Source organism: Psychrobacillus sp. BL-248-WT-3, from assembly GCF_012843435.1.
Lineage (GTDB): Bacteria > Bacillota > Bacilli > Bacillales_A > Planococcaceae > Psychrobacillus.
In genome coordinates, this window is record NZ_JABAFC010000020.1 from 35,972 (window position 1) to 49,082 (window position 13,111).

General features: G+C 38.0%; 10 protein-coding genes. 3 read left to right on the forward strand and 7 right to left on the reverse strand.

The window, feature by feature from the left end; genetic code table 11:
• Positions 1 to 27: 27 nt before the first annotated feature.
• The 3 genes from HF876_RS11460 (at position 28) to HF876_RS11470 (ending at position 2,918) form a co-directional block, all read left to right on the forward strand.
• Entirely contained in the window at positions 28 to 606 is a 579-nt protein-coding gene (locus HF876_RS11460; RefSeq protein ID WP_169360191.1) for a TerD family protein, read from the forward strand.
• Between the two features lie 209 nt (positions 607 to 815).
• A complete protein-coding gene (locus tag HF876_RS11465) occupies positions 816 to 1,712 on the forward strand; it encodes a PucR family transcriptional regulator (protein ID WP_169360192.1) in 897 nt (298 codons plus the stop codon).
• Positions 1,713 to 1,820: 108 nt separating this feature from the next.
• Complete coding sequence (locus HF876_RS11470; protein WP_169360193.1) at positions 1,821 to 2,918, forward strand: ABC transporter ATP-binding protein; 1,098 nt, start codon at positions 1,821 to 1,823, stop codon at positions 2,916 to 2,918.
• Positions 2,919 to 3,050: 132 nt separating this feature from the next.
• Here the strand turns inward: HF876_RS11470 and HF876_RS11475 are convergent, their stop codons facing one another.
• The 7 genes from HF876_RS11475 to HF876_RS11505 form a co-directional block, all read right to left on the reverse strand.
• Complete coding sequence (locus HF876_RS11475; protein WP_169360194.1) at positions 3,051 to 6,131, reverse strand: carbohydrate binding domain-containing protein; 3,081 nt, start codon at positions 6,129 to 6,131, stop codon at positions 3,051 to 3,053.
• A gap of 127 nt (positions 6,132 to 6,258) precedes the next feature.
• Positions 6,259 to 7,218, reverse strand: a complete 960-nt coding sequence (locus tag HF876_RS11480) for a GNAT family N-acetyltransferase (protein ID WP_169360195.1) — start codon at positions 7,216 to 7,218, stop codon at positions 6,259 to 6,261.
• An 18-nt stretch (positions 7,219 to 7,236) separates the two neighbouring features.
• Entirely contained in the window at positions 7,237 to 8,829 is a 1,593-nt protein-coding gene (locus HF876_RS11485) for an FAD-dependent oxidoreductase (RefSeq protein WP_169360196.1), read from the reverse strand.
• A 17-nt stretch (positions 8,830 to 8,846) separates the two neighbouring features.
• Positions 8,847 to 10,511, reverse strand: a complete 1,665-nt coding sequence (locus HF876_RS11490; RefSeq protein WP_169360197.1) for an alpha-glucuronidase family glycosyl hydrolase — start codon at positions 10,509 to 10,511, stop codon at positions 8,847 to 8,849.
• Positions 10,512 to 10,595: 84 nt separating this feature from the next.
• On the reverse strand, positions 10,596 to 11,570 hold the full coding sequence (locus HF876_RS11495) for a Gfo/Idh/MocA family protein (RefSeq protein ID WP_169360198.1): 975 nt from the start codon (positions 11,568 to 11,570) through the stop codon (positions 10,596 to 10,598).
• Positions 11,567 to 12,253, reverse strand: a complete 687-nt coding sequence (locus HF876_RS11500) for a hypothetical protein (RefSeq protein ID WP_169360199.1) — start codon at positions 12,251 to 12,253, stop codon at positions 11,567 to 11,569. The genes HF876_RS11495 and HF876_RS11500 overlap by 4 nt, the downstream gene beginning before the upstream one ends.
• 13 nt (positions 12,254 to 12,266) lie before the next feature.
• Positions 12,267 to 13,109 carry a sugar phosphate isomerase/epimerase family protein gene (locus tag HF876_RS11505; protein WP_169360200.1) on the reverse strand — a complete coding sequence of 281 codons (843 nt, stop codon included), beginning with the start codon at positions 13,107 to 13,109 and terminating at the stop codon, positions 12,267 to 12,269.
• Positions 13,110 to 13,111 lie beyond the last annotated feature (2 nt).

Below are 13,111 nucleotides of genomic sequence, written 5' to 3' on the forward strand. Positions count from 1 at the left end.
ACTCACTAATTTAAAGGAGGAATTGAAATGTCAGTTATTAACCTATCTAAAGGACAAAAGATTGATCTTACAAAAACGAATCCTGGATTAACAAAAATTATGGTTGGATTAGGTTGGGATACAAATCGCTATAGTGGTGGTCATGACTTTGATTTAGACGCCTCTGCTTTCTTAGTTGATTCAAATGGAAAGGCACTAAGCGATAAAAGTTTCATCTTCTATAACAATCTTCAAAGTGAGGATGGCTCAGTTGTTCATACTGGAGATAATCGCACAGGTGATGGCGATGGTGACGATGAGCAATTGTTAGTGAACCTTCAACAAGTCCCTAGCGGTGTGCATAGAGTAGTTTTTACCGTTACTATTCATGATGCAGAGGCTAGGAATCAGAACTTTGGTCAGGTTTCTAATGCCTTTATCCGGATTGTAAATGACGAGACGCATGAAGAAATAGTTCGATACGATTTGGGAGAGGACTTTTCCATTGAAACGGCACTTGTTGTTGGTGAGATATACAGACACGGAAATGAGTGGAAGTTTAACGCAATTGGGAGCGGTTTCCAAGGTGGCTTAGCCTCTTTAATAACGGAATTTGGTCTTAGCTAAGCAATTTAATAAGTGCATGACAAGCTTACAAGAAAGATTGAACTTTATATCTCAAGCCCGCACAGTAAAGGAAATCTCTCGAGTTCATATGAAACTTGGGAGATTTCTATTTTGAGCCATTAAATTCCTGATATATATGTTTAGATGTCTACTTTGCATACTAATCTACCACCGTTCCAGAAAGAGATTCATGAGAAAGGAGTTCAACTATGCTGAAAGATTTATCTTCCCTCTTTCCTTCCTATCATAAATTTTCAGAATACCCAAATAACACAGATAAGGACGTTCATACTTTTCATGATCCTTCTAGTAATCAGTGGATACAAATAAAGAAGAATGAAGTATCCTCTCGGGACTTTTCGCTACTCTCTTCTTTCTACACAGTAGTAGATTTAACGTTGCCTTCTGATTACTCACTTTCTGAAAGGTGGACTCGTTTTCTTCAAGGCTCTGGTGAGCTACCTATTGAGGCAGGCAAGAAAATTCGTATTATACAGCTTGTGATAAAGAGTAATAGCTTTCAAAATACAGACTTGGCCAAGGCCGTTCAATTATTTTTCGAGGATGCTGTGCAACTTGTTTTCGTAGCCCCCAACAATGCCTTACTGATTGAACAAAAGTCTACTTATACTCAGTCTCCAGAGGACCTGGCTTCCTTTATCTCAGCTTTAGAAAGTGATTTTTTTATAAAAGCCCAGCTCTTTATCGGGAAGTTCTATCCTGTAGATGAACAAACACCTTCACGTTATGCTTTAGAAAGAGAATGGTTTTCTAATGGAATAGGCAACTATTTTCCTGGACGAATTTATACACTCGAAAGCATATTTCCGACCATCCTAACCAATGAAATGTCGGAAAGCTTGAGACAAATCATCCACCACGAAGTGTTAATTCCAATTGAATTTGACACGGAGCTACTGCAAACCGTCCGTGCCTTTTTCGAAAATGGCTTCAACGCCTCTATCACTTCAAAAAAATTACATATTCACCGGAATACACTTCATTATAGATTGTCAAAATTTCAGGAAATCACAGGTATATCAGTCCGTGACTTTGGCGGAGCCCTCATTGTATATTGTGCTAGCTTGCTCGTAAACTATGAATAACAACATGCACAATATATTTCTAAAAACCTTGTGCATATCATCTATATAAGCCATTAATCTCTATTGTTAAACTTAATGTATGGAAAAAACAATTTGGGGGGATTTACAATGGAAAAAATGGTTCTCGAAAATATTTATAAGATATATGATGATACTTCTACTGCAGTTTCAGACTTCAACTTACACGTACAAGACAAAGAATTTATCGTTTTAGTTGGGCCATCTGGTTGCGGTAAATCGACAACACTTCGTATGATTGCAGGCCTAGAGGAAATTTCTAAAGGTGAGCTTCGTATCGAGGGTAAGCTTATGAATAATGTGGCTCCTAAAGATCGCGACATCGCAATGGTGTTCCAAAACTACGCACTTTATCCGCATATGTCTGTCTATGATAATATGGCTTTCGGGTTAAAACTAAGAAAATTCCCTAAAGCTGATATTGACAAGCGAGTGAAGAATGCAGCTGAAATTCTAGGTCTTGAGCCACTTCTAAATAGAAAACCAAAAGCTTTGTCTGGCGGTCAGCGTCAGCGTGTAGCATTAGGACGTGCAATCGTCCGTGATGCTAAGCTGTTCTTAATGGATGAGCCATTATCTAATCTAGATGCCAAATTACGTGTACAAATGCGTGCTGAAATTATTAAGCTTCACCACCGACTTAAAACAACTACTGTATACGTTACCCATGACCAAACAGAGGCAATGACAATGGCTTCACGTTTAGTAGTTATGAAGGACGGCCTTATTCAACAGGTCGGTACTCCGAAAGACGTGTATGAAAACCCAGAAAATGTTTTCGTTGGAGGCTTTATTGGATCACCTGCCATGAACTTCTTCCAAGGGCAAGTAAAGGACGGTTACTTTGTAGCCGGCGAGAATAAGATTAAATTATCTCCAGAAAAGGCTTCTCTTCTAAATGGGCAAGGCTACAACGGTAAAGATATTATTTTCGGAATCCGTCCAGAGCATATTTCTGCAGACCCAGAGGATCTGACTAGAACACCAGAATCCGTAGTGAACGCACATGTAGATGTATGTGAATTAACAGGTGCTGAGTTCATGGTGTACTCCACTCTAGGAGAACAGCAATACGTTGCTCGAATTAATGCAGATTCTCTTTTAGAAACAGGGCAAAACATACAGCTTACATTTGATATGTCTAAGGCTCACTTCTTTGACAAGGAAACAGAAAGCCGCATACGATAATATAAATTATAAATTTGCCCACAGCCCATTAAAGGGTTGTGGGCTTTTATAATGCTATGCTGTAGAAAATATCAGTAAAAAAAGTGCTATGTTTAGCACTTTTTTTCACCCACCTAATATGTTTTCCAGATTTTATTCCTTAATGATAAACTCTTCCGATAACGGCACCATATTCTCCTTTATCTTCTTACCTTCCCACGCAGTTACTTTTAATTGATACCCCTTAATGTTTTTAGGCATCTTAAGCTTTGTCGACATTTTCATCGTCTTACCTTTTGGGATTGTTCTTGAGCTTTGATCTTGATCAACTACTTTTCCATTCTCATCAAGTAACTCCATTAATACTAAAATATCTTGATTTTTATTTTTAGTATTTTTAACCTCTATGGCAGCTGTAATCTTGTTTTCCTTCGTAAGCTTTTGTATTTCCTTTCCTTTTTCATCTTGGAATTTCACATTCACTTCCATTGCATATTCCGGAACCTCTGCTTGCTGCTCCCATTGAATACTATATGTTTTCTTTGACTTACCGTCTGGAGCAGTGACTGAAATAGTAGTCATTTGTCCTTCATCTTTTATATCTACATTCGCTTCTGTCTGATTTGCTATAGCTTGTAAGCTTGATCTTTCTTGTTCCGGTAAATTATATTGGCTTTTCCCTGGTGAAAAATTAGAAATAGTCTTCCCGCCAATTAAAATAGATTTTAGTGTAGCGTCTGTTTCAGGTACTGCAATCATTTGTAGCTTGTTGCCTTGTGCGTAATAAATGCTTCCGTTCATCCCTACCGTCATATTATTCATAAAGCGATCTACGATAACTTTATGTGACAAAGTTTCTGGATCAATAGCAACTAACTTTCGAGAAAGTGTCGTATAAAGCATTCCATCTGGTGCCCATTCTAGTCGGTAAGGTAGCCACTTACTGCTATTATATAAGCTTGGATGAATGGTTTTACTCTTAACCACTTCCTTCGTTTCTGGATCCATCGCAAATATTGTCCCATCAACTATGCCCCACAGGTTACCATCAGGTCCAAATGAGATCTCACCAATCATTCTTGGAGTTTCATCTATTCCAGGAATAGCAGGTGTAAATTCTTCTATTTTTTTGGAAGTAGCTACATCCCATACAAATATCTTAGCCTCTTTTGCTTTTGGGTCCAAGCCTAGTCCACCCCAAATGGATGTGCTGCCATATAGCTTTCCGTCCTGATAGGCTAATCCAATAATACTTTGATCTTCTACTACATTTCTATATTGTGACCATTTACCGGTGTCTTCATCGAATATGGCTAGAACTCCACCTAATACCCCGTAATCTGGTACCGTACCAACGAATAGCTTATTATCTCCCGATGTAAGTGTAAAAGGTCTATCTTGATGATCAGTAATATCATATTCTAGCTTAGGGTTACTATTTAAATCTATCTCCTTGTTCGGATCATAGCTATAAATCATCGCTCCTACATATGTTCCATAATATACTTTGTCATTTAGAAAGCCGATGCCTTCTGGTTGGGCAAAGGAAGGTATATTCACTTCCCTTTCATTCGTAAATGGGTTATATATACTTAGTCCACGTTGATAGCCACCCATATATAATTTTCCATCTTGACCAGCTTCCAGAGCCTGAATCTCTACGGATTGTGAGGCAATATCCATGTCAATAAACGTTATTTCATTTTTTATTGGCTCGTATAATATATATTCGCCATACTGCGTAATCATAGCAAGAACTGTCTCTCCATTGCTTAATGTTATCCATTCCATATCTTTAACTCGTACTGTGTCTGGTAATAAAGGAATACCTTCAATCTCTTTTGTTTCATTTTTACTAAAATCGTACTGATACAATTTCTTTTCAAACTTAAAGTAAATTAAATTGTTATTGTGTGGAGAAGGGTCTGAAATCATATTGCTATAACTAAATTGATTAATCACTTCATGCGTCTCTCTATCAAGAACTAGCATAGTTACTGAACCAGCGGAAACAAACAGCTTATCATTTACGATAAAAATATTTTCGATCATGCCATCTGTACCTGTTTGGCCTTCAATTATTATTTCTTCTTTTTCTCCTGTAGATCTATCAATCTTGATCAAATGCTTTTTAGTACCTACTCCGACGTAAATAGAGTCATCACTTACTCCAATTCCTCTCGCATATTGCTGACCTTCCTTTGCAGTACCAAAGTTACGGAAAGCACCGCTTTCTATGTCATATTCGAATACAGCTGCATGAGGATAAGTGGACCCATAAATCTTCCCATCAGCGGTACCTTCTAAATCCCATACCCAGTTATCAGATGGATTGACCCCTAATTCTTCTACTTTCTTCTCCTCTGGTAAATATCGATAAAGCTTACCATCACCTGTTCCTGCAAAATACACATTTTGATCGGAACCAATTGTGATTGCCCATAAAGCCTCTGTTCCTTCTATTACTTTAGAAAATTTAAGCTCTCCTGTTTCAGCATTTAAAACAGAAAATGTTCCCGGAAGGCCATTAGAATGATAATATACTTCATTTTCTCCAAGGCTATTTTTTTGAATAACTGCTGCTTGTCCTAACTGCACGTTAACCATTTCACCTAAATCGACTGGAGAAGCATATTCTCTTTCTAATGGAATGTCTTCTACTGCTTGCTCCCAAGTAACGTCATCAAAGTAAGCCTCTGTTAAGCTAATTACGCCAGAGTAGAAGGCTAGCCTTGCATATGCTGCATTCGCAGGAACCTCAGTAAAGACTTTTAGTTCTGTCCAATTGTCTTTAGGTAAGTTTCCAAATAACTCTGTTTTGACATTGTTAGTGAGCTTTCTATTGTCTTTGTCGTAATAGTGCACCTCATACACAATATTATGAGTTTGCTTTACCACATTTGTCATGACCTTTGCAGTATAGGATTTACCAGGAGTGACCGATACTCTGTCACTAAATATCCTACTACCTGCTTTGTCCGATTCGTCTTTAAAGTGTAGGCTATGACTCCCCTCGTGAGAAATAGTGTTGGTAATAACTGCTGGAGTACTACTGTTATTTTCCATCGACCATCCTGGTATAGTAGAAGGGTCATTATTTACCTCTTCAAATCCAGGATTTCGTATCTCACTTGAAGCTTCCTCCGCATGAGATATGGATAATGGCGTAAAGTTTCCTAACGCCACGCTTGTACAAAGAACCGTAATCATTACAATTTTAAAGAATTCTCTCATTTATTTTTCCTCCTATTTATATAGTTATTAGTACTAGTCTTAAGAATAGTTTTTGCTATGATTAGTGAGGGTTGTCGACTTTGAATGAGTCTAAAATCGAGTACTTCTTTCTTCTGTAAACGCTATTTCAATTTGTACCTGCTAAATCCTTTAAATAAATCCCATATCCTTTCCAAATATCAAAATCTAGTTTTTTATAAAAGTCTACTAATATCGTCCAATCGATAATAATAGTTTCGACTTTTCTTTCCTGTAATAGAACCATTGCAGCCTGTACAATTCCTAATCCATATCCTTGCTTTTGTTCGCTCGAATCTACTCCAAGGGGTCCAATCCCTCCAACCTTAGTTGTAAAGGAAGGACTCCAATAAACATTCTGCGCAATCGTTGGGGATGCATCATCATTGATTCGACAAAATCCAATGATACGTCCATTCTTTTTGAGTACTACAAACTCTCTTCCATTTCCATTCGATTCAAAATATTTGATCGCCTCGTATTCCCATCTGCCAGGAAAAGAATTGTTTAAAAAGGTAAGAAACTCTTCCTTTTCATCCGGTTGTAAGGCTGAATAAGACACTGTCTTGTCTTCGGGCATGGAATAGTTCTTACTTAGATGATTAATCATGTCATATGTGTCGATTCTTTTCACATAGCCCTTCTTTTCAACCCACTGTTGTGTCTCCCCAAATTGTAGAGGTACTCCAGAGAAATAATGAAAAGGATCTCCGCCTAACTGAACCTCCTCTATACCATGATCTTTTAAAGTTTCTTCGGCCTTATTAAGTAACTTTGTCCCTAACCCTTTATTCCGGTAATTTGTGTCAACCAAGATTACCTGAACCCACCCCCTTTTAGAATCCATTTTTATATCTACGTTCTCCTGCCATTTTTTAGCTACAATAAACCCTATTATGTTATTTTGGTCGTCTACCGCCATGGCACAACCATCTTCTAGGACATTCTTGTCTTCCAAACTATTTTGGTTAAAAAGTTCTTGACGCATTGGATATTCTTCTCCCAATTCTTTGTTCCAGAGCTCAACCACTTCCGCTAGTCTACTAACATCCCAAGGTATGGTTTTCATTTCACGTCATCCTTTCTACTATTGTCCGAATGTCTCTTGCATACGTTTAATAGGGTCATCCTTCATGTCGCTACTCCATTCAACTACCTGGCTTACTTTCATCAGTTCTTGTTTTAGTTCCTGATAATCTATTTCTTGGACAGATGTATTATGCTTAATAGCTAAATTGGCTGCAACACTTGCAGATTGTCCAAGAATCATGAATACTGGCTCCATTCGTATAGATCCAAAAGCAATGTGAGAACTGGATAAACAAACTGGAACAAGCAAATTAGTACACTCCTCTACTTTTGGACGTATGGAGCGGTAGGATATCTCAAATGGAGAAATCGGGACCTGCACATCTCCCTCATTTACACATCTTCCATCAATCACCACACGTCGGCAGTTATGAGAATCCATATGGAAGGAAGCCAATCCAATTGGGTCTTCAACAAAGGATTGTCCAAGACAGTTATGGTCTGTCATGACGTAATCTGATATCATTCTTCTTGCTTCTCGGATGTATAATTGATGCGGCCAATGTCCCGTTTCCATAAATTCGTCCTTTGGTAGCCCCCAAGATGCTACTTCCTCACGGATTGACTGTGGGACTCGTTCATCATTAGATAAAAAATAGAGCATCCCAAGATCATAATTTACGTGGTCCTGAAAAATCTCCTCTCGTCTTTCGTAGCTACCCTCTGGCCATTCATAATTCTTACCAATATTATCAGTGGAGATTGCACCGTGGTTATTTAAATCCGATTTGTCATTTGGGAGTGGAGTATGTAGCTTCATAGCATCCCACACGCCCGACTTAATATAGCGTAATAAAAGCTCATAACGCTGAGGTTCATAGTTAGGGGGTTTTGGAAAAGAAATTCGATTTTTAGGGTTATTTGTTAAACAAATTCGAAAGTTATAGGCTTGAATCCGATGATCCCCCTGTCCCTGGTATCCTAGAGACTCTTTACTATCTACACTTATACCTGGTAATAGTCCACTGTCCTCCTGACCCTCTATCTTATACGGGTCAATCCACTTCTCAAATTTATGATGTGGTGCACCAAATTGAACGCCATTATAGATTTCCTTATAAGTGGCATTCGACTCTCTACCTACAAAATAGGAAACGTCCGCTAGCGCAAGTAAGTCTCCCTCATAGCTACAATCCATAAAGATTTTACCTTTAAATCTATTACCACTCTCCATAATGATTTCATTTATTTTCCCATCCTCTTTAAGGACTTTTTGTAAATGCTCATTAAGAAATACAGGAATATCGTACTTATCCATCCATGAGGCAAATATAGATTGTGCAGCCTTAGGTTCGAATCTCCATTGTTTTTCCTTATGGTAGTATTTAGCTACCTCTTCGTAAAACTCCTTAGCAAGTCCACCAATTGCCTTTTCAGCACCAAGATCTGTTGCTCCTAACCCACTGGCAGTCATTCCCCCGATATTTCGGCTAAATTCTACTACTGCAACAGTCAATCCGTTTCGACGAGCCTGAACAGCTGCCGTCAAGCCAGCGGGAGTTGCACCGTAGATGATTAGGTCTTTCTCCACAATTTTAGATTCTTTATTTTTTGGTGTAGGCTTGTAATAGTAAAGTTTTTTAAAATTCATTCGCTTCCCTCCTTCTCTTATTTCTCGTTCCATTCTTTTAGAGTTCTTGCAGCTACTGTTTTTAAAAAATAGAAGTATATGTTGGCTAATTCTGTTGGTGTATAAGATTGAGGAACATCTTTCGATTGAGTAGAGAGCAGCCTTTCTGTCTCTTCAAAATCCGTCTGACCAAGATGCTTACCGATCTCGTTTAGAAAGCATACAACCCCCTGCCGTTCTGCCGTATCTGTAATCTTTTCTGGATCGACGACTCTAGCTGGAAATAGTGGTACATTCCATTTAGTATGAGGAGAGATTATTTCTTCTAAAAAGAGAAATGCTTCTTTAATCTGTGTCGAATCAGAAGCATAGATCTGAAAATATTGTTCTAGAGACTCACTTAAACTCTGTCCCCAAACAAGCTTCGTATATATATAATTATTAAAATGTTGGGCCCACATCCATGGGTAACTTTTGTCTAATTCCGTAGAGTGGTCTTTCACATGTGGCGGGACAATGAGATTTAAAATTCCCGCTACGTTTTGACGTCGATAATCCCTTACGTCTTCATCAATTCTTTTTGCCAGAGGTGGGAATAGCTCACTTAGCATGAAATGGTCGCTATAATATTCTAAAACGGTTAGATTTCTACCATTCTGTGTGGCTCCCGCGTTCCAATCCTTTAATGAATGATTAGCTCTTTGCTGATTAATCTCCTGTGATTCTATACTTTCTGCGTAATTTCTTCCCCAGTATGCAAATAGAATATCAACTTCTGACGAGATATTCGTGTTATTGTCGCGTTCTAGCATGCTCCACGAAAGTCCAGCGTTGTAGACTATATGCTCTACCTCTACCTGCAGCCCACTTCTCTTTAAGTATTTATTTAAATTTTCAGTAAATAAAATGTAACTCGACATAAAGTCACTGGCGTTTTTCTCTCCAATACCAACATCCTCTGGCCATAAGGATATTCTAGAAATCACCTCATTCTCTTTACAAATGGCTACAATTTTTTGGATGACCTTCTCCTGTATTATCTTATCTCTTGTAAAGAATTGAATATTTTCTTGCTTAGCACTCTGAATACCTATCTCGTTTAATAAAAATTGAAGTGAATGGCCGCCTAATGTTACCTTTACTCCTCTTTTTTTTAAGGTCGGAGCTACATACCTTTTTACTTTTTCCCATAAAAAGAAAGTAAAAAAATATTCATTATGGCCATTCTTTACTCCCCAATCTATTAACGAGTTAATAAATGTTGAGTTATCAATGGTTTCAATAATATTTCCTCTTCTTTGAAAAGTAGGATTAAAGGTAGAAAGCTCTTCTTGCTCTTGAAGCGGCGCTTGAAATATTTCTTCTTGGTCCAACTGAGTCCATCTGTAGCCTAAAACCATTTCACAATACTTATAAACTCCATATAAAACAGAGCGTGGCTCCTCCCCAATAATCCAGATATTGGTACCTTGTTTTACTATGGCAAAGCCATCTAGGTTTAATTCCACAGATAGCTTGGAATCAATCGATAATGATTCGTATCGTTCTCTCGTAATTAATAAAATTTGATGATCATCGCTATCTTTAAAGCATTCAACAAGTTGCAAGGAGCCTTCGATACCGGCTTTTTCTAACAGCCTTTTTAACTCTTCTCCTGCAAATAGAATTGGCTCTTGTTTGCTAAAGTAAGTAATCAAATTCATAATATCACTGCCTTTTAGATTAATATCTTGATTTCTAGCTACAGTAAAAGGCCCATGTTCTTCTAGACACGTGCCTGTAGAATTCTATAATTTAATTGGTTGCTTTAATTTACTAGACTCATATGCAGCCAAGGCAACTTCAAGCGACTTTAAACCATCATAGCCAGTAACCGATGGCTCTCTTCCTTCTTTTACACATTGAACAAAATCTTGTACTAACCCAAAATCCATATCATTTCCATAGAAAACGTGTTCAAGAGATTTTTCTCCACTAACAAACATACGGAAATGCTCCTTGAAGGCATCTACCTTAACTATTTGCTTGGTACCAATGACTTCAATCGTTGCATCACCCCAAGTGGGATATTGAGCAAATCTTGACCAGCTAGGATCATGAGAAGCAATTACACCGTTTGCAAATTCTAACGTAAGCAGACCCGCATCATCTATTGCAATATCATGATAATAGGAGTCAACTATAGCAGACACTTCTGAAACTTCCTGTCCTATATACCAACGCATTATATCTACCATATGTACCGTATGATCAAGCACTGCTCCTCCTCCAGCCGCTTCTTCTTCTATAAACCAACCACCAGGGTTTTGTCCTCTATTAGTGGTACGAAAAGCAATAATCTCTCCTAGCTCTCCTTTATCAATTAACTCTTTTAAATGGCGAATTGGAGTACTAAATCTTACGGGGTAAGCTATTTGCAAAATGACCGACTGCTCTTTACATACTTCAATCATTTCCTTTGCATCCTCTATATTAGTAGCAATTGGCTTTTCACATAAAATATGCTTTTTAGCTTTAGCTGCATTGATTACCATCTCTTTATGTCGATTATTTTCGCTACAAACGATCACTGCATCCATGTCTAAGGAGAGAAATTCCTCTTGATTGTTAAAATAGGGCGCACCAAACAAAGCAGCTGCCTGTTGCCCTCTCTCTGCCGACTCATCAAAGATACCAACAATCTGCACGTCTTTCATTTTTGTTAGAGCGTTCGCGTAACTGTTTGCATGCATATGAGCAAAACTCATCATACCTATTTTCATATAAGTGTACCTCCAGCTATGAAATCCCGATAGAATTTCACTTTTTCAATCAGTACAGCATCTACCTTTTTTGCAGAGCGCAATACATCATCTGCATTGTATTGTAATGGAAGAAGCTGACCGTTCAACTCCTCACTATCAAATTCAACAATACGCTTCATTCCACTCCATTCCACTTCAACTCGTTCCACATTTGCAATCGTAAATTCGACATGGGCCATGGCTCCACTTTCAAAACGGATCATGAGAATCATATGACTTATACCAGAATCTCGCTTAGACCTTTTTATTTGTCTCACTTTAGGTTCACCAAATAATAAGGAAAGTACATAGAGGTCTCCTGCCATAATATCTAGGTTATACTCTCTTACCATTCTTCGAAAACGAAATACGCCATTTGCCTTGCTGCCATTCTCTATTACTTCTTTTATTTTTTTGTAGAAAGGATAACACTCCAATTCAAAATATACCTTGGCGTCACTATCCTCATTTACATAACTAAGTAAGTCTGCTGGAATGAAAATATTATATCCACTTTTCTCTAGAGCTCTTAAGTTTTTCTCTGTAGCGTCCATAACAAAAGAAACTTGTTCACCGTTAATCTCCACTAGCTTTTCAACAGACTGAAGCCTACTTGCCTGTCCTAGCTCTACTTCAGTAAAATCACCTAAAATAATTCTCATGATTAATCACTCCTCAATTCAACAGCTTTCTAAGTCGACGCACCGCCTCTTCGTTAGCTAGCTTCGCATCCTCAAAGCCTTCATACTCAATAGAAAGCCACCCCTGGTAATCCTGTTTTTTAAGTCCTTCTACGATATAAGTTAAATCTACTTTCCCGTCACCTGGGATAACCCCGATTAGCTCTTTTCCTTCCGTTGAACGAAAGCCTTTTACGGTTTCATGAACTTCCTTCTCTCTGAAATCCTTAAAGTGCACATGAGCTATTTCAGTCTTAAGCCGGTCAAATGCCTTCGTAGGCTCTTCGTGGACTAATAAAAAATTCCCCGTATCAAAGGTAGATTTCACATACGGACTGTTGACTGCTTTAATAATTTCCTGAATCTGCTGACTTTTTCCCGCTAAAAGACCATGATTTTCAATAGCCAACACTATCTTTTCCTGTTCAGCTACCTTTGCACTTTCCTTCAAGCCCTCGATGATCCAATCAAAACAATCTTCATAGATAAGGCCCTCTCTAATATCTCCACAAAAAACACGAACTGTATTAGCATCCAAAGCCTTGGCGACACGAATGCCTTCTACTACTTTCTCAACTTCCGCTTTTCGTTCAATCTTGTTTTGATGAACAAAGTTATTTGTAATATCATAAGCTGATACTTCTAGATTGGTTTTGTGCAGTTTCTCGACAACTTTCTGTATCTCTTCATCCTTGTTAACAGGATTTTGCCAGTAAATATCTAAAAGCTCTACGCCATCCAAAGATATATTTTTTGCATAATCAATAAAATCTGAAACTGACCAATTCTCTCCTCGAAGAGTGGAAGCTAAGCTATACATACTTATACTAACTTTCATTT